This is a genomic window from Alcaligenes sp. RM2 (assembly GCF_052931795.1).
In genome coordinates, this window is record NZ_JBRFIO010000001.1 from 197931 (window position 1) to 222941 (window position 25011).

The window sequence follows — 25011 nt, forward strand, 5'->3', positions numbered from 1 at the left end:
GGCGTTTTTGACTGCTTTTTCGGATCAGCCGCTTGCACAGTAAAAAAATAAGGCCATTGCTCTTGAAATGCACGCAGAGTTCCCCATATGCATTTCATCAAATAATTTGCTTTCGCAATCAATCTTTTAGTCAGGTAAAAAATCATGGGCAAAATCATTGGTATTGACCTTGGAACCACCAATAGCTGTGTATCGGTGTTGGATGGCGACCAGGTTCGTATTATCGAAAATGCCGAAGGCGGTCGTACGACCCCTTCCATCGTGGCTTACATGCAGGATGGCGAAATCCTGGTTGGCGCTCCTGCCAAACGCCAGGCTGTCACCAACCCCACCAACACTATCTTCGCTGTCAAGCGCTTGATCGGTCGTAAGTTCACTGAAAAGGCAGTTCAGACAGACATCGAGCACGTGCCTTACACCATCACTGCCGCCGACAACGGCGACGCATGGGTGGAAGCTCAAGGCAAGAAGATGGCACCTCAGCAAGTGTCCGCCGACATCTTGCGCAAAATGAAGAAAACTGCCGAAGACTACCTGGGCGAAGAAGTAACCGAGGCCGTGATTACCGTGCCTGCTTACTTTAACGACAGCCAGCGTCAGGCAACCAAGGATGCAGGCCGCATTGCCGGTCTGGAAGTCAAGCGCATCATCAACGAGCCTACCGCCGCAGCTTTGGCTTTTGGTCTGGACAAGGCTGACAAGGGTGATCGCAAGATCGCTGTATACGACTTGGGTGGCGGTACGTTTGACGTGTCCATCATCGAAATCGCCGATATCGACGGTGAGAAGCAATTTGAAGTGCTCTCCACCAACGGTGACACCTTCCTGGGTGGCGAAGACTTTGACAAGCGCATCATCGACTACATCATCGACGAGTTCAAGAAAGAAAGCGGCGTTGATCTGTCCAAAGACGTGCTGGCCTTGCAGCGCCTGAAAGAGTCCGCTGAAAAAGCCAAGATCGAACTGTCTTCCACGCAGCAGACCGAGATCAACCTGCCTTACATCACGGCAGACGCTTCCGGTCCCAAGCACTTGAACCTGAAGATCACTCGCTCCAAGCTGGAAGCGCTGGTCGAGGACCTGATCGAACGCACGATCGAGCCTTGCCGTGTTGCCATCAAGGATGCGGGCGTGAAGGTTTCGGAAATCGACGACGTGATCCTGGTCGGCGGCATGAGCCGTATGCCCAAGGTGCAAGAGCGCGTTAAAGAGTTCTTTGGCCGTGATCCGCGTAAAGACATCAACCCGGACGAAGCCGTGGCCGCTGGTGCAGCCATTCAAGGTTCCGTGTTGTCCGGCGATCGTACCGACGTCTTGCTGTTGGACGTGACTCCTCTGTCCCTGGGTATTGAAACCCTGGGTGGCGTCATGACCAAGATGATCCAGAAGAACACCACGATTCCTACGCGTCACTCGCAAGTGTTCTCCACGGCTGACGATAACCAGCCTGCTGTGACCATCAAGGTGTTCCAGGGCGAGCGTGAAATCGCTGCCGGTAACAAGGCTCTGGGCGAGTTCAACCTGGAAGGCATTCCACCAGCAGCACGTGGCCTGCCACAGATTGAAGTGACCTTCGACATCGACGCCAACGGTATCTTGCACGTGTCCGCCAAAGACAAGGGCACAGGCAAAGAGAACAAGATCACCATCAAGGCAAACTCCGGTTTGTCCGACGAGGAGATCGAGCGCATGGTGAAAGATGCCGAGGTCAACGCAGCAGAAGACCACCGCATCGCTGAGCTGGCTGTTGCACGCAACCAGGCCGAGGCTTTGATTCACTCCACCCGCAAGTCCATGACGGACTACGGCGACAAGCTGGAAGCGGAAGAGAAAGAAGCCATCGAAAAGGCCATCGCTGATCTGGAGGAAACTCTGAAAGAAGGCGATAAGGAAGCCATCGACGCCAAGGTGGAAGCACTGGGTGTGGCCTCGCAGAAACTGGGCGAGAAGATGTACGCCGACATGCAGGCTCAAGCCGCAGCACAAGAAGGTGCTGAAGGCACAGCCCAGCAGCCCGCCGACGAGAACGTGGTCGACGCCGACTTTAAAGAAGTCAAACGCGATCAGTAATTGCGAGCCTGAATAAGGTTCCCTGGCCCGATCTTTGGCGGCATACGCTGGAGATCGGGCATTATTATTCAAACAGCGGCGTTTGGACGTCGTTAATCAAACATGGCAAAACGCGATTTATACGAAATTCTCGGTGTGGCCAAAAATGCGACGCAGGATGAAATCCGCAAGGCGTATCGCAAGCTGGCCATGAAGTTCCACCCTGACCGTAATCCGGATAGCAAGGACGCCGAGGAAAAGTTCAAGGAAGCCAAGGAAGCATACGAGATCCTGTCCGACGAACAGAAACGCGAAGCCTATGACCGCTATGGTCATGCCGGAGTCGATCCCAATGCCGGCATGGGCGGTATGGGTGGCGGCATGGGCGGGGCCGGATTTGCAGACGCCTTTGGCGATATATTTGGCGAAATCTTTGGTGGTGGCGGCGGACGTCGTGGCGGTGGCCCTCAGGTTTACCGTGGCGCGGACTTGCGCTATTCGCTGGATATCAGCCTGGAGCAGGCAGCAGCCGGTTTTGATACTGAAATTCGTGTACCAAGCTGGGAAAACTGCGAAACCTGCTCGGGTTCGGGTGCCAAGCCCGGTACCTCTGCACAGACTTGCCGCACTTGCCAAGGTAGTGGCGCGGTCCGTATGCAGCAAGGCATTTTCAGCATGCAGCAAACCTGCCCGACCTGTCACGGTAGCGGCAAGGAAATTCCTGATCCCTGCGTGGTGTGTCACGGCGAAGGCAAGGTCAAGAAGACCAAGACTTTGCAGGTCAAGATTCCAGCCGGTATTGATGATGGCATGCGCATTCGCTCCAGCGGCAATGGTGAGCCTGGCGTTAACGGTGGTCCTGCCGGTGACTTGTATGTGGAAATCCGCATCAAGCCGCACGGTATTTTCCAGCGTGATGGCGAGGACCTGCATTGCGAGCTGACCATCCCCTTTACCACGGCGGCCTTGGGCGGAACGGTGGAAGTGCCTACCCTGACAGGGCGTGGCGAAATCACCATCCCTGAAGGCACCCAAGTGGGCAAGACCTTCCGCTTGCGCGGCAAGGGTATCAAGGGTTTGCGTTCCAGCTACCCCGGTGACTTGTACTGCCACATTCAAATCGAGACACCTGTACGTCTGAACGAAGAGCAAAAGAAATTGCTGCGTCAGTTTGAACAGGCCTTGAGCGATGGTGGCGTCAAGCACTCGCCCAAAAGCGAATCCTGGACGGACAAGGTGAAAGGTTTCTTCTCCTGAATCCTGGCAGGGCTCCAGCAAGGAGTCGCCAATTAGAAAGTAAAAAGCCCGGTACTTTTGTACCGGGCTTTTTTACGCCTGTTCAACGTTCAGGCAAGCGGGGTTGCTGGCTTGATCAAGGTTGGGCATCCAGGGGTTCTGGAGCCGGCGCTGTCACCGGAGCCTGTTCTGCGGTTTCAGGTGCTGGCGTGGCGGCACCTTGCTTTTGACGCTCATGGTCAGCGGCAATCGCTACGACCATTTCCTTGGGTTTCAGGTATTTGCGCAAAACCGCATTGACTTGCTCCGCATTGAGCTTTTGCAGATCCTGGTCCATTTTCTCGGACCATTCAAAGCTGCGGCCCAGGTCCAGGTAATTCAACCACGCACTGCTGACCACGGTGTCCTGGCTGCGCGACAAGCGGCGGTAGTTCAGCAAGGCATTCACACCTTCCTTGACCTCTTGCTCGCTAAAGCCATCTTTCAGTGTTTGGGCCAGGACCTCGTCGATAGTCTTGCTCAACTTATCGCTATTGCTGGGAGCGTGAATGGCATAGACCGTCCACGAACCCTTGGGTTCATAGCTGGACGCATCCACCTGGCTGCGTACGTTGTAGGACAAGCCATCCTCTACGCGCACACGGTTCCACAAGCGCGAGGTTTCAGATAGGCCCAGCAAGTAGTTTGCCAGGTAGACAGCTGGAAAGTCCGCATCGCTGTCTTGCAGTTTCAGGCCCAGGTCCGCCAGATAGAAGGCATTTGCCTTGTCCGGCGTGTTGATGTCAAAGACCTTGGGAGCCACGGTCTGCAGTGGATCGTCCGGACGCTGGTAGGTCGGGGCTTTGCGCCAGCCTTTCAAACCATCGGCCAAAGCCTTGCGAACCTCGTCCTTGTCAAAGTCACCCACGGCGCTAAAGGCGACATCACCCGTACCGTAGAATTTTTGATGGAAATCCCGCACCTGTTTGATGTTAATCGCCTGGACTCGCTCTATGCCTTCTTCAAAGCTGGGCGTGTAGCGGATATCGTCTTTGGGCCATGGGTTGGTGTAGCGTTCAATCGCTTGGCTGGCCAAAGCAGCAGGTTCGGTGCTGGCCGATTTCAGATCGGTGACCACGGCTTGCTGATATTTCTTCAGCTCGTCCTCGGGGAAGTTTGCATTGCGCAGCACGTCCAGCGCCAGAGCAATGGCTTTGGGCAGGTTCTCGCGGTTGGAGGACAAGCTCAGGTACAAGCGACCATTGGAGCCGCTGGTGCTGAACTGGGTTTGCATGGCGGTGAACTGATCAGAAATCTGTTCGCGGTTCAGTTTCTTGGTACCGGTGCTCAGCAGGCTGGCGACGGCTGCAGCGGTAGCGGTCTGGTTCTTGAGTTGATCAGGCGAACCAAACTTGAAGGACAAGCGAGCCTCCACGCGTTCCGCGCGAGTTCCCTTGGGCAGCAGGGCCATTTTCACTTCGCCCAGATCCTTGCCCAAGGACAAGGGTTGCAGATCGGTGCGGGCCATGATGTTGGCAGGGCTAGGATCAAAGGCTTCTACCGTTTTGCCGCCATCCTTGCCGGTGTAGTCCTGTACCAGCTTGGCCACATCAACGGTGCTGGCCTCAGGAGCACGCAGCGGTTTTTCTGTGGGGATGTACAAGCCATTGCTGCGGTTGCTGGCGACCAGCCAGGTTTCCAGCGCCTTTTGAACTTGGGGCAGCTTGGCAGCTTCGACCCGGTCGCGCTGCAGGAAAAACAAACGCCAGTCGCCGCTGGCCGCCGCTTCAGATAGCGCGCTGGCCAGACTGGAGGGGTTGGCATAAGTTTGTGTCCAGCCCGTCATCCATTGGCTGCGGATGCGTTCCAGATCCGTATCTTTCAACGGGGACTTGGCCAGGCCTTCCAGCGTGTCATTCATGACCTTCAAGGCCTTTTGCTGATCCATATCGGGTTTCAGCTCGGCACCAAACAGGGCGTAGCCTGGGTCGTGGCTTTCGGAATCAAAGCTGAATACGCTGGTAGCCAGGTTCTTGTTGACCAGATTCTTGTACAACTGTCCGCTGGGGGTATCGCCCAAGGCGCTGATGCCCAGGCTCAAGTCCATGTATTCCGGGCTGGCAGCGCTGGGCAGGTGGTACAGCGACATGATCAAGGGCGCACCACCGTGACGGCGCAAGGTGACTGTGCGGGTACCGTCTTGCACGGGTTCAACCGTGTATTCGGGGCGCAGCGTGCGAGTCGGTTTTGGGATGGAGCCAAAGGCCTTGGCTATGTGCTCCAGAGTCTGATCGGTGTCGAATTGCCCGGTCACAAACAGCACCGCATTATCGGGCTGATAGTAGTCGTGGTAGAACTTGCGCAGCTGTTCAATATCCACGTTTTCGACGTCGGAGCGGGCGCCAATCGTGGTCTTGCCATAGCTATGCCATTGGTACGCAGCGGCTGTCAGCTTTTGCATCAGAACACGGAAAGGGCTGTTTTCACCGCTTTCCATTTCATTGCGCACCACGGGCATTTCCGCTTCCAGATCCTGCTTGTCGATCAGAGCGTTGACCATCACGTCGGCTTGCCAGTCCAGATACCATTTCAGGGTCTCGGGATCAGCGGCGAAGCTGGCAAAGTAATTGGTACGGTCGCTGGAGGTGGTGCCGTTGGCTTCCAGACCACGTTTGGAAAATTCTCCCAGCGCATTGCGCAAGGTGGGGGTGCCGCGAAACAGCATATGCTCCAGAAGGTGAGCCATGCCGGTTTGCCCATAGTTCTCGTGTCGCGAGCCGACCAGGTAGGTCATGTTGACGGTGGTCGTAGGTTTGGAATCGTCTGGGGCCAGAACAAGGCGCAAGCCATTGTCCAGCGTGTATTGAGTGACGCCTTCGACAGAGGGGCCTTGGGCCAGACCTGCGGGTAGGGCATAGGCTGCCAGCGAAGTGGACAGCAGCGCAGCCCCTGCAAGATGGCGCAGGCGCAGGGCGGCAATCAGTACAGAGAGTTTCATGAACACATCCTTACGGTTTTAGCGATGAAAAAGCCAGCCAAGCCGACCAGTGTCTTTTGTAGCATGGGGCCGTTTGGCTGGGTAGGCGACTTCTCTCGCAAATGTCCTGCACCATCGAAAAAAAGCCCACCAGGGGTACTGGTGGGCAAAACAGCAAGAAACCGGTCCCTGATCTTCAGTCAGGTTTGCGCTTGAGTCTGTGCAGCGCATCATGACGGAGATGGCCGATGCTGCCGGTCAAAAACTCGTGCACGGCGGCCAGTTGGCCCGGATTGTGCTGAGCAGTGGCCTTGATAATGTGCTGCGCAGCGTGTTCCATATTGGCGATCAGGCGTTTACATCGTTCCTGATTGGGGTAGAGGCAAGTCATGCGTCCATCGCGAGGGTGTGGCTTGCGAGTCAGATAACCAGCGTGCTCCAGCCGGGTAATCAGGGCGTGGTTACCACTAGGGCTAAGGTGCAGGAGCTGAGCCAGCCTGCCCGGCGACAAGTGTTTGAGCTCCAGTACAAACTCCATTGCCTTGTATTCGTTCAGGCTCAGGCCCGCTTCTTGTGCCAGTTCGTGTTTGTTGGCTTCCATATAGACATCGAACTGACGCACCATCATGCGCACAATGTCGCCTCGCATATGCCCTGACAGCACCGTATCCGGAGGATCGGTGTCGATCCAGGTCCTGGTCAGTGTCTGTTTGTCTGGCATACGCACACATCCTTAATGTGGTGCGCCACCCAGCAGTCCGCTGAGCAGACCAGTGACGGGGCCCAGCAAACCGCCATTGGCTGCTGTTGTTGTGGAACTGTCCGCAGGCAGTGATGCCTGCGCCTTATTTACGGGGCTGGTCGAGATATTGCCCAGCAAGCCTGTGACAGGCGTCAACAAACCATTATTGCTGTCTGGTGTAATGGGCAAGCCGCCTGCCAGTCCGCCCAGCAGATTGCCGACCGGAGCAAGCAGGCCGTCATTGCTTGTGTTGGTGTTAATTAAGTCCCCGCCCGCAGCGTTGACCAGATTGGTGACGGGGGAGAGAAGATTTGTGTTGCCAGGATTGTTGTTTACCAGACCATTGAGCAGCCCGTTGTTGGCAGGTGCTTGAACACTACCTTGAAGCAGGGCGCCTGTTGCATTGACCAGGCTGCCTGTCAGATCGGTAAGCGTGCTGCTAATGGGGTAAGGGTTGTCCGGATTATTCCTGACCAAATCCCCAACGTTGCCGATCGTGTTACTAACGCCGTGGAGCACATCTCCGGCAGCTTGTCCTGCATTCAGGGGAAGTGGCGTTAGTTCAAGCCCTTGAGCCAGATCGTCAACTTTCTGTCTTATATAGACAGTCGTCTGGTAAACCTGTTCAAAATCTGCAGCGGAATAAAGTACCTCGTAAAGGGGTAGGAGGGGGCCAGGCTGCTCCATCAGAGGTACTTTATCGAGTGCTGGATCGACATTCATCAAGCTCGTAGCAAATGTACTGGATACTGGCAGGGGCAGGCTGTTGACACCCACGATGTCGGCCTGCGCGCTTAGTGAAACCAGGTTAGCTGCCAGGCCGAGCAAAATGATCCTGCTGGAGGCAAAGCGTGTCTTTGTAGTCATGACTTACTCCATCTGGTGATCAGGATTGCTCAGCCATTTCAAGCAGGGCTTAGGAAGATCCTGGGGTTAAGGAATAGGGCGGTGTACGCCCCATCCCCTGTGCTTAGCGAGGGCCGCCCAGCAGTCCACCGAGCAGTCCGGTTACCGGTGCCAGCAAACCGCCATTGTTGGTGCCTGCAGCGGCTCCACCACCAGCGTTGACGCTACCCGAGGCACTGGTATCTACGGAAACGGTTGCACCGCCGCCCAGGAGTCCGCCGACCAGGCCGGTCACAGGTGCTAGCAGGCCGCCATTGGCAGCGTCTCCGCCTGCCAGGCCACCTGTCAAACCCCCGACCAGACCCGTGACAGGAGCCAGCAAGCCGCCGTTGGCCGCATCACCGCCGCCCAGTCCGCCCACCAAACCACCGACCAGGCCTGTCACGGGCGCCAGCAAACCGCCATTGGCTGCATCACCGCCACTCAGTCCGCCAGTCAAACCACCGACCAGGCCCGTCACGGGGGCCAGCAAACCGCCATTGGCTGCATCACCGCCGCCCAGGCCGCCTACCAAACCACCGACCAGGCCCGTCACGGGAGCCAGCAAGCCACCGTTGGCTGCATCGCTACCACCCAGACCACCCGTCAAACCACCGAGCAGGCCGGTCACGGGGGACAGCAAGCCACCGTTGCCAGCATCACCACCGCCCAAACCGCCAGTCAGTCCGCCGAGCAAGCCGGTTACTGGCGAGAGCAGCCCGCCTTCCCCATTACCCGTCAGCCCGCCAGTCAAGGAGGCGACAGCTTGTGTGGCGTGATTCAGGGTGTTGCCCAGCGGGTTCGTGTTGGTATCTGTTTTATGCAAGAGGCCACCGACCGAGGCAACAGCCTGACCCAAGTGGTTAACGGTGCCGCCCAGACCCAGAGGGGTTGCGCCATCAATCTGCGTACCCACATTGCTCAGGGCGCTGCCTACGCCGCCCAGCAAAGCATTGATAGGCTGACCAACACCCAGACCGTCACCCACTTGTTGGGTGACATGAGTGACCGTTGCACCAACAGGAGCGACTACGGTGTCCAGGGTCTCGCCGACATTGCCCAGGATGGGGTTCAAGCCAAGGGGCAAAATGTTGTCGACTGTCTGGCCTACATTTGCCAAGGCAGGTTCCAGGATAGGGGCAGCATCAGCACCATTGAGCAAGTCGCCCAGCCCCAATTGTCCTGTCAGGGGATACAGCAGACTGCCTTCACCCAGCAGGGAGCCTGTCAGTGCAGCAACACCGCCGGTTGCATGGCCCAGTACGGCTGTCAGTGGGTTAGGGTTGTTGGCGTCAGCATGAAGCAGGCCACCTGCGCTGCCCACGGCATTACCCAGACCACTCAGCAAGCCACCAACACCCTGGCCCAGATTCAGGGGCAGGCCGCTGTTACCCAGCTGCTCGCCCAAGTTGGTTACAACGCCGCCAACTTGCTGTGTCAGTCCATTGATGGGCTGGCCCAGGCCGGTTGCGCCACCAATTTGTTGAGTCAGGCCAGTTGCAGTGTCCACGATAGGAGCGACTACGGTATCCAGTGTTTTGCCCAGCTTGCCGCCGGTATCTTGCAAGCCGACTGGCAGTACGTTGTCGACGGCTTCACCTACATTATTCAGAGTGGTTTCCAGTGGGCCCGGTGTACGCGTGGGGGGATTGCCGCCGTTGTCACCACCGCCGTTATCGCCACCGCCGTTATCACCGCCGCCGTTATCGCCACCGCCGTTGTCACCGCCGCCGTTGTCGCCACCGCCGTTATCACCGCCGCCGTTGTCGCCACCGCCGTTATCACCGCCGCCGTTGTCGCCACCGCCGTTATCGCCACCGCCGTTGTCACCACCGCCGTTGTCGCCGCCGCCGTTATCGCCGCCGCCGTTGTCACCACCACCGTTGTCGCCGCCACCAGTGCCTGGGCCTGGATTGGTGGGGGTTTCCGATCCGCCGCCACCGCTGCCACTACTGCCACCACCGGATAAACTGCCGCAGGCAGTCAGCGCTAAAGTGCTGGCCATCAGGGTGGCCAGGAGTGTCAGGCGCAGGCCTGGTTTCTTGCTGTCTGTATTTTTATGCATTGCTTGCTCCAATAAATGATCGGGGGACTTGCTTGCTTCCTGAGTCTAGTTAAGCAATTCACGTGCCAATTTATTGGATTGCCTGCAAGCCGCATGTAAGCTGGGTTTGGTGAAAAGTAGAGGAAAAAAAGAGGGCTATTTGTTACGGGTTTTAGGGGCTGGGCGGAACGTGTTACGTAACAAAAAAAGAACCGCTGACAAGCAGCGGTTCCGTAGGGGCTGAGCAGGGTGCTCAGGAGGCTCGTGGCACCAGGGCCTTGGCATCCAGCCAGGCTTTGGTGTTTTGCCTGAAGGTGCTCATGCTGTCGACCAGAAAGTCGTACATGGCAATCAGCTGGGCAGGGTTTTGATTCGCCGCCGTGTTGATTGCCTGGTTGATAGCACGTTCCTTCACAGCCAGGACTTCACGGCATTTGTCCATTACCGGATGCAAGGCAATCACACGCTTGTCCAGGGGGTGGCGGCCGCGGGTAATGTAACCCCTGTGTTCCAGACGGTTGATCAGGGCGCTGACACCGCTGGCACTCAAGTCCATCAAATGAGCCAACTGACCTGTAGGCAATGCATCGAATTCCATGATGTATTCCAGTGCTTTGAAATCATTCAAGGGGATATTCGCTTCTTCGGCCAAGCTGGCTTTCAGGGCTTCTGCGTAGATGGTGAATTGACGGCCCAGCATTTTGCCCAGATCCATCAACATCTTTTCTGACAACATGCTTTGCTCATCGCTGTGTGAGGACCAGTTGGAGCGAGCCCCGGCGCCTTGGGCGCCAGGATGGAAGCTTACTGGCAAACTGACCGGGTTCATGACTTTATTCATCATTTCCGGCCACCTCCCAGCAAGCCACCGAGCAGACCAGTTACCGGGGACAGCAAACCACCATTGGCTTGTTCGCCGCCGGCTGCGCCAGCGTTTGCCTGTACGTTGACGCCACCTGTCAGGCCACCGACGAGACCTCCGACCAAACCGGTAACGGGTGCCAGCAATCCACCACCAGCCTGACCTTCCGCTGCTGCGCCACCACCGATCGAAACACTGCCTGTGATGCCACCCAAAAGACCCGTGACAGGAGCCAGCAAGCCACCGTTGGAGGCATCACCACCCGTCAGGCCACCAGTCAAACCGCCCACCAGATTGGTGACGGGAGAGAGCAGGCCGCCGGCCGCGCCGTCACCGCCACTCAAGCCACCAGTTAATCCACCGACCAGATTGGTGACAGGGGAGAGCAAGCCGCCGCTCGCGCCGTCGCCGCCAGCCAAGCCACCAGTTAGTCCACCGACCAAGCTGGTGACAGGGGCCAGCAATCCACCGCTAACACCATCGCCGCCACCCACACCACCTAACAGTCCGGTAACGGGTGCCAGCAAGCCACCACCTTCTCCACCTGTGATACCGCCCAGTCCGCCCGTCAGGGAGGCGACGGCCTGGGTGGCGTGATTCAAGGTATTACCCAGGGGGTTGGTATTTGCATCAGTCTTGTGCAGTACACCACCCACCGAGGCGACGGCCTGACCCAAATGGCCTACCACACCGCCCAGCCCCAGAGGTGCTGCATTGTCCAGTTGGCTGCCCACATTACCCAAAGCGCTGCCAACACCACCCAGCAAGGCGTTGATGGGTCGGCCAACACCCAGGCCATCCCCCACTTGTTGGGTCACATTGGTGACGGTGGCAACCACAGGCGCTACCGTGTTGTCCAAAGCACCGCCCACATCACCCAGAATCGGGTTCAGCCCCAGTGGCAGAATGTTATCTACGGTTTGTCCGATATTGCCCAGTGCAGGCTGCAGGACAGGTTCTCCCCCCTCTGCCAGCAAGATACCCCCCAGGCCTAGCTGCGCTGTCAATGGATGCAGCAGGCTGCCTTCTCCCAGCAAGGAGCCGGTCAGCACTTCTATGCCTTTGGTGGCGTGGTGCAAGGTGTTGCCCAGTGGATTGGGGTTCTTGGGATCGTTGACCAGCAAGCCGCCGACCGAACCCACAGCTTGACCCAAGTGGGACAGCAGACCGCCCGCACCCTCACCCAGGTTCAGGGGCAGGCCGGTTTTGCCCAGTTGATCGCCCAGATTGGTCACTACACCGCCGACTTGAGTGGTCAAGCCGTTGACGGGCTGTCCCAGTCCGGTCACACCACCGACGGTGCGTGTGGCATCCGTCACGATATTGGTAACGGGTTTGAGCGCGCCATCCAGCGTTTTGCCCAGTTGATTGCCTGTTTTGCTCAGGTTCAAAGGCACTACGTTGTCGACAGCCTGGCCCAGATTGCCCAGTGCATTTTGGGTCAGGCTAGTGTCCTTGCCACCGCCGTTGTTTCCGCCGTTATTGCCGCCGCCGTTGTCGCCACCGCCGGTACCGCCGTCACCGGGCTTGGGCAGGTTAGGGTCAACAACAGGGGGGCGAACCGACACATCCAGGCCGTCGCGAACACCGCCGCGCGAGGAGCAACCGGCCAGAACGGCGGCGCTGATGACCAATGTAGCGACAACGGCACGTTGCAAGTTGCGGTGTACCGAGGCGTTTCTTGCTGAATTCCTTGCTTTCATGTCTGACTCCGATTTGAAGTGTAAGCACGCCCTTCAAGGGCTGTTGATAGACATGAAGCAAGTAGCGTGCCAAGTTCTATTTTTGTTGTTGTGTTTTATTTTTATTGTTGTTAATCAGTGTGTTGTGAGTTTTCCTGGTTTTTGCGGATCAGGATTTCATCAAAGAACAGGGTCGGTGCGAGCGTGTTTGGAGCTGTTTTTGTGGGGTGTTCCGTTCCTGTTACGTAACGTTTTTCGTAACACCTGAGGCCGGAATCTGCCGAAATGGAAAACAAAAAAGGCCATCTTGCGATGGCCTTGGGGAAAAATCGGCAGTAAGGGTACCGGCAGGATGCCTGCTAAAAACCGTCGTAGAAGAACAGAAAGTTGGTGTTCAAGCGTACTTTGCGTTTGTCGGAGTTAACTGGCAAATCGCCCAGCGGTTTGGCGACGTTGATGTCAAACAGATAGTGTTTGTTATTGGACAGCCGTACACCAATGGCAGCGGAACGCAGGCGTCGATTGTTATAGCTGTTCAGTCGCTCCAGGTTGTACCAGGCGCGTGCCCAGTCATAGGCAATATAGGGCTGAATGTTGTTGAGCCAGGTGGAGGAGTTCGTAAAGCGTCGATTGATTTCCAGCGTGGCGCCTATGCCTTTATCGCCAGCCAGCTCGCCTTGCGGATAGCCATAGCCATGTCGCCAGGCACCAAAAGAAACCTGTTCGGAGTTTGGCAGGACGTTCGAGCTGTACTGGCCGCTGGCCGAAAAGCTCATGCCAAATTGCCCTGGCAAGGCCAGATTCTGCTTGAAAGAGGCGGTCCAGCGGGTGAAGTCCAAGTCCAGATCGGACTCGGCATCACGTTGCAAGTAGGTGTTCAGAGACTTGCGGGCGCCCATGGCATCCAGACCCTTGTAGACCCCCAGATTGACCTCGCGAGATTGACGCTGCGAGGCATCGGTATAGCGCAACTCAGCCTTCAGGGCGCGTACGTCGGTGGTGTTCTCGATCCAGACATTGTCCAGCGTCTTGTGGGTGTAGTCGTCCAGGGAGCGACTGGCATAAAAACCTGCCGTGCCTTTCAGACTGCGTTGATTGTTCAAAATAAAGGGATAGCTGATCGCCGCCCCGATACGTTCGTTGATGACCTTGCGGTTCCAGCCCTGGCTTTCCAGAACTTCATCACGCGGCTTGGAGCGATAGTGGTAGCCATCAATCTCCAGATTCAAGCCATTACCGGTCAGGGGAATGGTCAGGTTGCCGCTGACGTACTTCACGTCCTCAGAGCTGGTGGGGATGGCGGCAGTCAGCTTCAGCTGTTCGCCCAGAGGCGTCAGGCTATTGGCGCTTAACTGCACCAGAGCCTGTTTGCTGGAGCCCATTTCCGCCACGCTGGCATTTGCGCTGAAAGATTTGTGCTGTGCATTGATGACCAGCTCGGAGGCGCCATCAGTACGTACGGGCATGTCCAGCTTGGGATCTATTTTCAGGCCCGGAATGGTGCGCAGCAGATTCATGGTGCGCTCCAGCGTGCGCTGGGTAAGCGGCTTTTCATCCACCATGGCTTTGGCGATACGCTCGATGCGAGCCTGGCTGCGACCTGGATCGCCTTCAATACGAACACTGCCTACATGGCCTTCCACCACCGTGACCTTGATGTGTCCTTGCGCAAAGTCCTGTTGCTGCAAGATGGCAAAAGACAGGGGGTAGCCCTGCTGTTGATACAGGGCGGTGATCTTGTTCACCTCGTTGATCAGCTGGGCAATGCTAAGCGTTTTACCGGCCAGCGGTTCCAGAATCGCGGTGATCTGTTCAAAAGGAATGCTGCGACTGCCGCTGACATCAAAGCTGCGCACCACCACTTGCAGTTGTAGTTGCTGCTGCAATTGAGTCTGGGTGGCAGCGGGCGGAATGTTTAGAGATGGCGCACGCGTGCTGGGGGCCGGTGCATTGATGGGCGGCAAAGAGTCGACCGGGTTCCCCCGCAAGGGGGCGTCCGCCCAACTTTCTGAACCAGTAGTGGCCAGCCCCATAAATAATCCCAAGCTCACAATCAGGCTGGGATTTTTTTTTCTAAGGAAGGCCAGTGACAAGTGATGCTTGGGATTCATATTCATTAATCATTATTCGCTGTAAATCGGGCGCTTTTTTCTACTGTGCCGTAGTTTAACTTGGCTGTCACTTTTTGCTGTTTGAAAGCAGGGTATTTCCTCTTAGTGCTTTAAAACACTTTAACTATTACATTTTGAAACGTAAAAAAAATAGCCCTGATTTAGCTCGTTAGCAAACAGTCTTGTATGTCTGTATTCATGCTTAGTTGGGGCTGCGCGGGTTTTCCCTTGCTAACAGCAATAAATTGAAAAAAACCTACTTTCTTTCAAGTAATTAAAGCTGTCTTGCAGGTGCTCTGTAGCAGTAGCCAGTCAGTTTTTTTGTTGCATTCTGAAATGATAAAAACGGTAACATTAACAAACTTCGACACAATACGGGTAAGTAAAAGTTTCAAATTAGCTGTTTTTTGGCCTTTTTTTATGGGAAATTGGCTGTTGTAAATACACAATCATGCGTTTTTCGTATCTTTGGGCTAGAATTCGTTTGTGTATTTGATGTTTGTTGCACGTAAACCCTAGTAAAAACAGATACATACATGGGTTTAAGATGATTTCAACTGAAAAATACAAAAATTGATAACAGTTAGCAGTGGAAGTTGCCAAAGTTGGCAAAGTGTAGTGCCCCAAGGGGCCTTGAATCCTCGCTGTTGAGGGTAATTTTTTCTTTTTGAATGGGGACAGTCATGAAGACTCAACTTCAGCAATTCTGGAACGATGAAGACGGTGCAACGGCTATTGAGTACGGCCTGATCGCAGGGCTGATCGCTGTGGCGATCATCGGTGTCTTGACCGCGCTGGGTACGAATTTGGATGCTCTTTTTACAACGATATCTGACAAGATCAGTGGTGCAAAGTCCGTCACGTAATAGTTTTTACGGACTCTTGTTTTGATTAAGTAAGACGTTTTGATGGTGCATCAGCCACTTCAGGTCTGGCTGTATCTTTTAGCTTGAATGGCTGATGCTTATGTCCGTTTTAATTAAGCTTTCCTTTATTTTTATTCTGCTTTTCTTTTCCGCTCAGATTATCTATAGCGATCTGAAGCTCCGGAAAATCCCTAATGCCTTATTAGTTTTTTATGGTTTGGCGGTTCTGTTGCACAAGGTTTTTGTCAGTGTGTCCTATGGCCTTCCCTGGGGATGGGGGGCGGGCTGGGGGGACTCCCTGATCGGTTTTGCCGCCGCCTTGATCGTGTTTTATCCAATCTGGTTATTGCGTTTGATGGGTGCGGCCGATGTAAAGCTGATGGCCGTGCTGGGCCTGGCCCTGGGGTGGAAGGAAGCAGGCATGGTGGTGTTGTTTGGCACGGTACTGGCGGGTTTGCATGCCTTGGTATTGGTGCTGATTCCATCCTTGGAACGTAAGTACGGATTTGCTTTGCCGGGAACCCGCGTCAAGGCGCGTAGTGTGCCTTTAGGGGCCTGGTTATCCCTTGCAACAATGGGGTGGGTATGGATGCAAAATCAATAAAGCCCCCACGAGAGGGCCAATTAGCAAAACGGCGTGGCGTAGAAAAAAAATACCAATACGGAGCCTACGCACTGGAATTTGCATTGATTTTTCCATTGTTGTTTCTCTTCATGTATGGCTTGCTGACGTTCGGTCTGATCATGACCGCGCAGCAGTCTCTTAATTTCGCGGCCGAATCCGGTGCCCGCGCTGCTTTGCTGGAGCCAGGCGCTGGGCCGGGTGGCCCCATGCTCAGTCCGGATCGCCTGCAAGCACGGGTAAATCGGGCCAAGGAAGTGGCCGCCGATCAGGTTCAGTGGCTAAGCACTTGGGTAGGCAGTGAGCATGTGCGCATCACCACGGATTTGCTCAGTGATGAGCTGCGTGTGGGGATTGTGTACGACTACCTGCAAGCCCCCCTGATTCCTCGTTTTGCTCCCGATACCTTGTTTGCGCTGGTTGTGCCCGAACAGTTAAAGGGCAATGCGCAGATCAATCTGCTGGTTGCCGGTGAAGTGGGCACAGCGGGGGACACGCCATGACACGTGCCGCCTGTCTCCTTTCTGCTGCACAACGTCAGCAAGGTGTTGCTGCCATCGAGTTTGCCTTGATGGTGGGGATTTTGTTGTTGATCTTCAGCGGCATCATCACCTTCAGTTCCTTGTTTCTGGCCAAGCAAAAAATGGACCATCTGGTCGGCGATCTTTCTCGCCAAGCGACGATGCAGGTCAAGAACGCCGATGAGATCGCGCCTTTTATAAATCAGGAACTGGCCAGGAACTATGGCAGGGGCCAAGCCAAGAGCGACGCGTTCTTGCATTGGTTTGGCGACCTGAGTGCGGATGTTCAATCCCAGGCTTGTGCCTCGGAGCCTCAGTATGACTGCGCCCAGCTTTCCCTGAAGCTGGAGCTTGAACCCGGAATTCTTTCTCAAACCCTGGATCTGTTCAGGCCTGAAGAGGGTCAGGCAGATCAATTGCGCAGCTTAAGCGCCAAGACACTACTCGTACTCAGGAGACCACATTAATGAGCGGCATTATGAAGGGGGCGGCAGTCCTTTTATTGCTGATCGCAGCCGTATTGGTTGCGTTTGCCTTGTACCTGGGCATGAAGCCCAAACCAGAGGTGGTCCAGCCTGTGCTCAGCACGCAAAGCGTAGAGCCAGCAGCCAACTTGCAGGCGGTGGTCGTGCTCAAACGGGATGTGAAAGCGGGGGAAACCTTGCAGGCTGATGCCCTGGAATTGGCGCAGTGGCCTGCGGCCCCTGCCCAGTCTTTCAACACGCTGGAAGCCTTGAGCGGGAAAACCCTGCGTTTTGACCTGGGCCAAGGGCAGCCAGTGTTAAGCAGCTTCATCGCCAAAAGTCTGGCCAGCTATCTGGAAGAGGGTGAGCGCGCCGTCAGCATTCCCATTGATGTGATCACTGGCGCCAGCCACAGGGTAGAGCCGGGCGATCTGGTCGATATCTTCATTACCTTTAACAGCGGCAACGAAGTCAATGACACCCAGGCCCGCCTGTTGATGTCGCGTGTGCGCGTGCTGGCCTATGGCGGTGCTTCGCTGTCCGGGCCAGATCCAGCAGAGGCCAATGCGACGAATCGTGCCGAGACTCAGGCGCGCCACGCCATGCTGGCCGTCCCCCTGGAGTCGGTGAACGAACTCCTGCTGGCCAGCCGTAGCGGCAGCCTGCAACTGGTCCTGCGTGCTCCCAAGGACGAGAGCTTGCCGGACGCCTCCTTGTTCCCTGAATTTGCGGGTCTGATTCCCGCGCGTGCTGGTCTGGATGCCGATCAGCGCGATGCCTTGAAACTGCCGGATAACCGCGCCATGGCCGGTTTGGGCTTGCGTGAATTTGCAATCAGCCAGACCGAAAAAGAACAGGTGCAGGCACGAGCCCGGGCCAGCGGAGAGCCGCATGCTGCGCCGCCGCGCCGCACGGAAGTTATTCGCGGGGGCCGTTTAGAGGTCATTCAGTATTAAGCAATACAGAGCTTGTTGTGGGGACGGGTCAGCCTGCCTGTGAGGGCTGACGAGACGCGACGCAAGGCAGCATGGATTAAACACATGAGACAGAAAATCAAAAAAGCAGGTCTGGGTTTGGGGTGCTGGTATGCGCTCTGCTTGTCGGGTTTGGCACCAGTGCCGGTGATGGCGCAAACGGCTCAAACCAGCGCCAGTCAGAAGGTGATACGTCTGGTGGCCAACGATCAGGATATTTTGCGCTTGTCGCAAGTTCCGCAGCGTGTGGCGATCAGCGATGAAAGCGTGGCGGATGTGCAAATTCTGTCTGCATCGGCCGGGCAGCGCGGCGAGGTGCTCCTGATCGGCAAACGCGCGGGTACGGCTGATTTGCGTGTCTGGATGCCTGGTCGCACGAATCCGGATCGCTGGACGATTGAGGTGACCAGTCAAGTGCAACAGCAACTGGCACAGGCCGGTCGCCCCATGTCGGCGCAGGTGTCCAGCGCCGGGCAGCAGTCCTTGATTACGGGTAGCAGCCCCTCTTTGCTGGATCACCAGGATGCCATGGCCGCCGCACGCTCCGGCGCTGGTCCGGATGCGCCGGTGCTGGACCTGTCCGAGGTCAGCACCAGTGGCATGGTGCAGGTGGAAGTCAAAGTGGTGGAGGTTTCCCGCGAAGTCATGAAAGACATTGGCCTGAGTGCCAATGCCATTGGTGGCAAGCCCTGGTCGGGCGGGGTGAACTTGTTGCCCAAGGCTCTAACGGGTGGATTGAGCCTGGGGTACAACTCGAGCAACTTCAGTGCGACCTTGAATCTGCTGGAGCAAAATGGCCTGGCCCGTGTGCTGGCCGAGCCGACTTTGGTGGCCATGTCTGGTCATAGCGCCAGCTTTTTGTCCGGTGGCGAAATTCCTATCCCCAGTTCGGGCGGTTTGGGAACAACGACGGTGGAGTACAAACCTTTCGGGATCGGTCTGACGGTAACGCCAACGGTGCTGTCTCCTGAACGTATTGCCCTGAAGGTTGCCCCTGAAGCCAGTGATCTGGATTACTCGAATGTGGTGCAAATGCCCGGTGGCGGTGTGATGCCTTCTTTGCGTACCCGTCGAGCCGATACGACTATTGAGCTGGGTGATGGCCAAAGCTACATCATCAGCGGGCTGGTGTCGCGCCAAACCGCTGCTGCCGTCAAAAAGATTCCCTTCCTGGGGGATTTGCCGATTCTGGGTAGTTTTTTCCGCAACGTGCAGTACAGCCAGAAAGAGCTGGAACTGGTCATTGTCGTCACTCCCCGTCTGATCAAACCTATCCAGAAAGGCGCCACGATTGCCTTGCCGGGTGGTCGTCAGGAAAAACTGGATGACGCACCCAATGCCTGGGGCTACTTCTTGCTGGGCCGCCATGGTTACGAGCAGATGCCAGGGTTTTCGCGCTAAGCGCGTGGAGTGGTGACGTGCAACGATATCGGGAATACCTCTTGTGTACAGAGCACCCCGAGCTGGCTGTGATGATCAACACGGCAGCTGCCGGGCTCCTGACGGTAAGGGCGATTGAGCCCACGACCGAGAGTTTGCGCCGGGAGCTGGCCAAGCAAGCGGAACCTTTGGTGTTTTTTGACTTTGTTCATGGACAGCATGGGGAAGAGAACGGACAGGTAGTAGGTTTGGTTCGCAGTCTGGCGCGGCTCGATGCCAGTGTGCAGCGTGTGGCGGTAGGGCGGGCATCCGTGCCCCAAGGCCCCGTCAATGCCTTGCGGGCGGGTGCCAACGAGTTCCTGAACCTGGACACGAACGAAGATCTGCATCATCAGTTGCAGGTATTGATTGAAAAGCTGGGTCAGACCCAGCACAGCCCTTTGCTGGACAAGCCTTTTCGCAGTGTGCTGTTGATGGGCGCGCGTATTGGTGTCGGTTGCAGTACCGCTGCCAGCAGTCTGGCCTGGCTCTTGCAACAAGAGATGAACCGCATGGGCAAGGAGGTACGAGGTTTGACGTCGGCCAAGCCCTTGCCGGTTGAACTGGTGCCGCTGTCCGAGCGAGTCGGTTTGCTGGATCTGGGAGCACCTACCGGGGACTGTGCCTTGTACATGGGCCTGGGTTCGGAATTTGACTTCATTCAGGCGGCATCACAGCGTCATCGAATGGACGACACCATGTTGCATTCGGCACTGGCACAACACAGCAGCGGCTTGAACCTGCTGTCTTTGCCCGCCGATGTGAATACCTTGAATCAAATCAGTCTGGACGATTCGCTGGGTTTGTGCAGTTATTTGCGTGAACGCATGGGCTGCCTGGTGATTGATGCTGGCGGTTTTCCCAATCCGCGTTTTCTGGTGGAACTGGAATCGCTGGTGGACGAGGTGCTGGTGGTCACAGACCAAAGCATGGGGGCGCTGGTGTCTCTGGCCGAGTTCATGGCCGTGCGTGCGCAGTTCGATGCGCTGGCCAATGTGCGTCTGGTGGTGAATCAGTTTGATCCGGCTTACGGTTTTTCTGGGCAGGCCATTGCCGAGCGCTTTGATCTGGAGCTGGCCGCCGTGCTGCCGGATCGGCGTCTTGGGCATATGCGCAGCGCCGGTCTGGGCAAGATTCTGGTGCAAGTAGATGAGAAGGACCCCTATACCCGTGCCTTGCAAAGTTTGGCATCGGGTTTGATGGGGCGCAGGCAGGGGCTGTCACAAAACAAGGTCAGTACGGTTTTGGGACGGTTGAAATTCAGGTTCGGGGGCTGAACAGGCCCAAGCATGGAAAAGTAAGGCATGAACAATACTTCATTGCTCGGTGGGCGTCCCGACCTGATTCAGGTCCGGGAACAGGCCCATGAACATTTGCTGGCTCGCATCGAAGAGTTGGGAGCCGAGTTTGGTCGCTGGACACGGCAGGCCATACAGGATTTTGTTGGCATCGAATTGGCCAGCTTTGTTCGTTTGAAACGGGTGCCCGTCAACGAACAGGAAGTGCGCGAGATCGTGCAGGCGTTGACCCGTGAACTGGCGGGTCTGGGGCCTTTGGAAGACCTGCTGGAGGATCCGGCGGTTGAAGATATTCTGATCAACGGCTACGACAAACTGTTTGTGTCGCGCGGTGGCGTGTTGGGCCAGGAGCCCAGTGGGTTTACGGATGATCAGCACGTGCTGCGTATCGTGCGCCGTATTCTGGCTCCGTTGGGACGCAGGCTGGACGAGTCGGTTCCGATGGTGGATGCCCGCTTGCCCGATGGTGGCCGCCTGAACGTGGTCATTCACCCCCTGGCGGTGGATGGCCCCATGGTCTCTATCCGTAAGTTCCGCAAGGACCCGCTAAAGCCTGAAGACTTGATGCGTTTGGGCGCGTTTGACGAGCCGGTGGACCGGCTGCTGCAAGCCGCAGTGAAATCGCGCTGCAATATTCTGATTTCTGGCGGGACCAGTTCCGGCAAGACGTCCTTGCTCAATGCTCTGGCTTTTTACATCCCCAAAACCGAGCGTGTCGTAACGGTGGAAGATACCGCCGAACTGGCCTTGAATCACCCGCATGTAGTGCGCCTGGAAGCACGTCAGGCCGGGTATGACGGCAGCGGCGAAATCTCGATTCGCGAACTCTTGCGCAACAGCTTGCGTATGCGTCCGGACCGGGTGGTCGTAGGGGAAGTGCGGGGTGCCGAGGTCATCGACATGCTGCAAGCCATGAATACTGGTCACGAAGGCTCCATGGCCACGATCCACGCCAACTCGCCGCGCGAATGTGTGTATCGCGTAGAAATGCTGGCCGGTTTCGCAGGCTTTCAGGGCAGCGAGGACAGCTTGCGCAGGCAGATCGCCAGCGCGCTGGACTTCATTATTCAGATTGGCCGCCTGCCCAATGGCAAGCGCCGGGTACTGTCCATTACTGAAATTACCGGCATGGGTGATGGCGTGATTGCCATGCAAGAGCTGTATCGCCACGAATCCTATGTGCTGGATGATGGCACCGAGCAGGATCGCTGGGTCAGCCTGGGCATTCATCCGCATACCCGCAAGCTGATGCAGTACCGCGATCAACTGGCTAATGAGCAGGTTCAGGCTCAGGACAACACGCCTAAAGAAGGCGGTGGTTTCTGGGATTGGAGACGCTAAATGATGGCTTTGTATATCGCTTTGGCGGCTGTGATTCTGATGCTGGGCGCGGTACTGCTCTGGGCCAAGGGTGCCCAGCGTCAGCAGGCCCAGCGTTCGGCACAGGTGCTCGAGCAGCAGCTGGCTTTGCGCCCGGCGGTACAGAGTAGCGTACGAGCCCAGCCCAGTGCGCAGGATGCCTGGTTGGGAGCACCGAAGGGCTGGCGGGAGTTCATGCTGCGCACCGGCATTCAGCCTTCACGCCGTTTTTATCTGATTCTTTTGCTGGGCACGCTGGTGCCGCCTGCCTTGTTGCTGGCTTTTGTCGGGCCGGTTGCAGGTGGGGCCATGCTGCTTGCCACCGTACTGGGCGCCTATACCTTTCTGTGGTTTCGCAGTGATAAGCGTCACCGCAAAATCGTCTCTCAAATTCCGGACTTTCTGGATCTGATGGTGCGCTTGATCACCATTGGCAACAGCATGGGAGCGGCCTTTTTGAATGCGGCTGACAACACGCCGCAACCCCTGGGCCAGGTATTGCAGGATGCAAATTCCCTGCACCGTTCCGGGCAGGATCTGGATGTGGCCTTGCGAGCAGTTTCGCGTCAGCACGGCTTGCACGAACTCTTTCTGGTTGCCGCTGTAATCAATGTGGCGATGCGTTTTGGTGGTCGCAGTGATCAGACCATGGAACGTATGGCCGGCTTCATGCGAGACCGGGAAAACGCCCGCAGCGAGTTGGTGGCCTTGTCTGCCGAGGTGCGCCTGTCCGCCTGGATTCTGGCGTTATTGCCGATCCTGATCGGTGTCTACATTCTGATTTTCAATAACGAGCTGTTCCTGACCATGTGGAACGACCCGGTGGGGTTTCGCATGCTGCTGTTCGCAGCAGTCTTGCAGTGTGTGGGTTGTTATTGGCTGTATTGGATGGCACGCAATGTCTAGGAGCAAGACATGATGGCCTTGGAAGCACAAACCGTTCTGGTCTGGGGAGCTGTGGCTTGCGCTCTGGCTGGCCTGATTCTGTTTGCCTTGTGGTTTCACAACCATTGGCAGCAGCGTCAGCAAGCCATGCGTTTGAGCCAGGCGGTGGATGAACGCCTGAAAGGCGCGCCGCACATGACGCAGGCGCCCAGCCAGTCTCGCCAGACGGTGGAACAGATCAAGATGCAGGCGGGCAGCCTGGGCGAGCGCTGGCTGAAAGGGCGCTTCGGGTCCAGTCTGCTTAGCGAGGAAGATCGCGTACTCATCATGAATGCAGGCTTCAAGCACATTGATGTGGCGCGGCAGTATTTCGTCCTGAGTCGAGTCGGCCTGAGCATCGTTCTGATTGTCCTGTTCAGCTTGCTGCCCATGACTCGCAGGCTGAATGAGTATGTGCCGTTTGTGTCTGTGTTCATTGGCTTTGCCCTGGGCTGGATGCTGCCCAAATGGTGGCTGGCGCGTCGTGTTTCGCAACGTCGTATGCGTATTGCTGCCGAGCTGCCCCTGTTTGTGGATTTGCTGCGTTTGCTGCAAGGCGTGGGCCTGTCCATGGACCAGACCTTGCACACTATCGAGCGCGAATTCCATGACGTGATTCCCGTCATGGGCTCAGAGCTGACCATTGCGGTCGAGCAATATGCCCGTGGTCGTACTCGTGAGCAGTCGTTGGAGCGGATTGCCAGCGGCTTTACCAACGAGGATCTGGCCGTGATCTGTCGCCTGATTGTGCAGGTGGACCAGCACGGTGGTGCGATGCAGGAACCCTTGCACCGCTTCGGTGTGCGCTTGCGCGAGCAGCGTCGCCTGGAGCTGAAAGCCAAGGTGGGCAAATTGACCGTAAAGATGACGGGCGTCATGGTGCTGACTTTGCTGCCTGCCTTGTTGATTATTACTGCGGGGTCAGGTTTTCTGGCCTTGTTCCGTGGCTTGAGCCAAGTGGCCGGAGGGTGACTTTGATGAAAATGTCGACATGGACTCGTCCCTTGATGCGCTGGGCTGCGCTGGGTTTGGGTAGTACTTTGCTGGTGGCGTGTTCCACCACGGATTCCGCCTACGAGCTGGTGCGTCAGCAACAGGAACAGGAAGCCTTCTTGCAGAGCAAGGAAATTGAGCATTGGGAAAAGCGCAGACCGACGGACAAGCAGATGGCGGTACGCATGCTGGAAGAGACGCAAAAACAGGGCCGCTACTTTGCGTCCCTGGCCTATGCCGAAGCCATGGAAAAGGAGTATGGCGCAGACCCGGAGGTCATGGTGTTGCGGGCTGAAGCACAGCGTCAAACCGGACAGCTGGAGCAGGCAGCGCACACCTTCAAGGCCCTGTTGAATACACCCGTGGCCGGACGGGCTTATCAAGGTTTGGGTTTGATTGCTGGCTCGCAAGAACACTTTGATCAGGCTGCTCATTTCCTCAAGCAAGCGGCTGGGCAAGACCCCACGAATGCGATTGTGCAAAGCGATCTGGCTTATGCCTACTTGCGTTCCGGTCGCCCTCAGGAAGCACGTCTGGCCTTGGGCAAGGCGGCCGAACTGGCCCCGGATAACCCCAAGATACTGAGCAATATGGCCTTGTATTTGCTGGTCAGCCAGGAAACGCAACGGGCTGGTTTTGTGATGCAGCAAGCAGGTATGGACGCCGCAACCCAGCAAGCCATTGTGCAGATGGCCGAACAGATTGGACAGGATCTGGAGCAATTGCACGCCCGTCAGCAAATGCAGAAACAACACGAGCTGCGCATGGCAGCGGCTGCAAAGGATGAGCAGGCCAGAGCCCAGGCGGTGGCATTGAGTCCGGCTACTCCGACGGCGATGGGCCAGGTCGTCTTGAACCGATCCGCCCAGGCACAAAACCCGGCCGTGGCTCGTCCTGCTGCGGTTGTGGTTTCTTCTACGCAAGCGGGCTTGAACCGTCCCTTGCTGGAAAGCCTGGGCCCTGTGTCTTCGTCAATGAATTGATTGCCGTTTTTTCAAGGATAT

20 protein-coding genes are annotated in these 25011 nt (G+C 56.6%); 13 read left to right on the forward strand and 7 right to left on the reverse strand.

All coding sequences use genetic code 11. The annotated features are described in order from the left end of the window. Nucleotides 1-144: 144 nt before the first annotated feature. Both dnaK and dnaJ read left to right on the forward strand, forming a co-directional pair. Nucleotides 145-2070 (forward strand): molecular chaperone DnaK, encoded by a 1926-nt coding sequence (gene dnaK / locus ACU6HM_RS00890; protein ID WP_035272098.1) that lies wholly within the window; start codon nucleotides 145-147, stop codon nucleotides 2068-2070. A 102-nt stretch (nucleotides 2071-2172) separates the two neighbouring features. Then, nucleotides 2173-3306 (forward strand): molecular chaperone DnaJ, encoded by a 1134-nt coding sequence (gene dnaJ / locus ACU6HM_RS00895; RefSeq protein WP_009459542.1) that lies wholly within the window; start codon nucleotides 2173-2175, stop codon nucleotides 3304-3306. Between the two features lie 115 nt (nucleotides 3307-3421). Here dnaJ and ACU6HM_RS00900 read toward each other — a convergent pair whose 3' ends face one another. The 7 genes from ACU6HM_RS00900 to ACU6HM_RS00930 all read right to left on the reverse strand — a co-directional run bounded on the left by ACU6HM_RS00900 (nucleotide 3422) and on the right by ACU6HM_RS00930 (nucleotide 14489). Next, complete coding sequence (locus ACU6HM_RS00900; protein ID WP_257112174.1) at nucleotides 3422-6262, reverse strand: M16 family metallopeptidase; 2841 nt, start codon at nucleotides 6260-6262, stop codon at nucleotides 3422-3424. 175 nt (nucleotides 6263-6437) lie between these two features. Beyond that, nucleotides 6438-6962, reverse strand: a complete 525-nt coding sequence (locus tag ACU6HM_RS00905) for a MarR family winged helix-turn-helix transcriptional regulator (RefSeq protein WP_250755944.1) — start codon at nucleotides 6960-6962, stop codon at nucleotides 6438-6440. Nucleotides 6963-6974: 12 nt separating this feature from the next. Continuing rightward, nucleotides 6975-7850: a hypothetical protein gene (locus ACU6HM_RS00910; protein WP_446763247.1), complete on the reverse strand. Its 876-nt coding sequence runs from the start codon at nucleotides 7848-7850 to the stop codon at nucleotides 6975-6977. A 103-nt stretch (nucleotides 7851-7953) separates the two neighbouring features. Continuing rightward, the gene (locus tag ACU6HM_RS00915) at nucleotides 7954-9933 is read right to left on the reverse strand and encodes a collagen-like triple helix repeat-containing protein (RefSeq protein WP_446763248.1); all 1980 of its coding nucleotides are present in this window, start codon (nucleotides 9931-9933) and stop codon (nucleotides 7954-7956) included. 232 nt (nucleotides 9934-10165) lie between these two features. Further along, nucleotides 10166-10756: a MarR family winged helix-turn-helix transcriptional regulator gene (locus ACU6HM_RS00920; protein WP_226348979.1), complete on the reverse strand. Its 591-nt coding sequence runs from the start codon at nucleotides 10754-10756 to the stop codon at nucleotides 10166-10168. Next, the gene (locus tag ACU6HM_RS00925; RefSeq protein ID WP_446763249.1) at nucleotides 10753-12477 is read right to left on the reverse strand and encodes a collagen-like triple helix repeat-containing protein; all 1725 of its coding nucleotides are present in this window, start codon (nucleotides 12475-12477) and stop codon (nucleotides 10753-10755) included. Before ACU6HM_RS00925 ends, ACU6HM_RS00920 begins: the two co-directional genes overlap by 4 nt. Nucleotides 12478-12815: 338 nt before the next feature. Further along, nucleotides 12816-14489 carry a ShlB/FhaC/HecB family hemolysin secretion/activation protein gene (locus ACU6HM_RS00930; RefSeq protein WP_439108647.1) on the reverse strand — a complete coding sequence of 558 codons (1674 nt, stop codon included), beginning with the start codon at nucleotides 14487-14489 and terminating at the stop codon, nucleotides 12816-12818. A gap of 761 nt (nucleotides 14490-15250) precedes the next feature. On the opposite strand from ACU6HM_RS00930, the gene ACU6HM_RS00935 reads away from it, so the two are divergent. The 11 genes from ACU6HM_RS00935 to ACU6HM_RS00985 all read left to right on the forward strand — a co-directional run bounded on the left by ACU6HM_RS00935 (nucleotide 15251) and on the right by ACU6HM_RS00985 (nucleotide 24990). Further along, nucleotides 15251-15433, forward strand: a complete 183-nt coding sequence (locus ACU6HM_RS00935; protein WP_021446907.1) for a Flp family type IVb pilin — start codon at nucleotides 15251-15253, stop codon at nucleotides 15431-15433. A gap of 100 nt (nucleotides 15434-15533) precedes the next feature. Beyond that, nucleotides 15534-16037: an A24 family peptidase gene (locus ACU6HM_RS00940; RefSeq protein ID WP_446763250.1), complete on the forward strand. Its 504-nt coding sequence runs from the start codon at nucleotides 15534-15536 to the stop codon at nucleotides 16035-16037. Beyond that, complete coding sequence (locus ACU6HM_RS00945; protein WP_336971250.1) at nucleotides 16019-16558, forward strand: TadE family protein; 540 nt, start codon at nucleotides 16019-16021, stop codon at nucleotides 16556-16558. Before ACU6HM_RS00940 ends, ACU6HM_RS00945 begins: the two co-directional genes overlap by 19 nt. Then, nucleotides 16555-17043, forward strand: a complete 489-nt coding sequence (locus tag ACU6HM_RS00950; RefSeq protein ID WP_446763251.1) for a TadE/TadG family type IV pilus assembly protein — start codon at nucleotides 16555-16557, stop codon at nucleotides 17041-17043. Before ACU6HM_RS00945 ends, ACU6HM_RS00950 begins: the two co-directional genes overlap by 4 nt. Further along, the gene (cpaB, locus tag ACU6HM_RS00955) at nucleotides 17043-17996 is read left to right on the forward strand and encodes a Flp pilus assembly protein CpaB (RefSeq protein WP_239054522.1); all 954 of its coding nucleotides are present in this window, start codon (nucleotides 17043-17045) and stop codon (nucleotides 17994-17996) included. Before ACU6HM_RS00950 ends, cpaB begins: the two co-directional genes overlap by 1 nt. A gap of 84 nt (nucleotides 17997-18080) precedes the next feature. Then, a complete protein-coding gene (locus ACU6HM_RS00960; RefSeq protein WP_009459514.1) occupies nucleotides 18081-19415 on the forward strand; it encodes a type II and III secretion system protein family protein in 1335 nt (444 codons plus the stop codon). Between the two features lie 17 nt (nucleotides 19416-19432). Next, on the forward strand, nucleotides 19433-20710 hold the full coding sequence (locus tag ACU6HM_RS00965) for an AAA family ATPase (RefSeq protein WP_446763252.1): 1278 nt from the start codon (nucleotides 19433-19435) through the stop codon (nucleotides 20708-20710). A gap of 27 nt (nucleotides 20711-20737) precedes the next feature. Continuing rightward, nucleotides 20738-22072 carry a CpaF family protein gene (locus tag ACU6HM_RS00970; RefSeq protein ID WP_051316243.1) on the forward strand — a complete coding sequence of 445 codons (1335 nt, stop codon included), beginning with the start codon at nucleotides 20738-20740 and terminating at the stop codon, nucleotides 22070-22072. Next, entirely contained in the window at nucleotides 22073-22996 is a 924-nt protein-coding gene (locus ACU6HM_RS00975; protein WP_446763253.1) for a type II secretion system F family protein, read from the forward strand. Nucleotides 22997-23005: 9 nt separating this feature from the next. Further along, nucleotides 23006-23986 (forward strand): type II secretion system F family protein, encoded by a 981-nt coding sequence (locus ACU6HM_RS00980; protein ID WP_026483227.1) that lies wholly within the window; start codon nucleotides 23006-23008, stop codon nucleotides 23984-23986. A gap of 5 nt (nucleotides 23987-23991) precedes the next feature. Continuing rightward, complete coding sequence (locus ACU6HM_RS00985) at nucleotides 23992-24990, forward strand: tetratricopeptide repeat protein (protein WP_031232641.1); 999 nt, start codon at nucleotides 23992-23994, stop codon at nucleotides 24988-24990. Nucleotides 24991-25011: the final 21 nt, after the last annotated feature.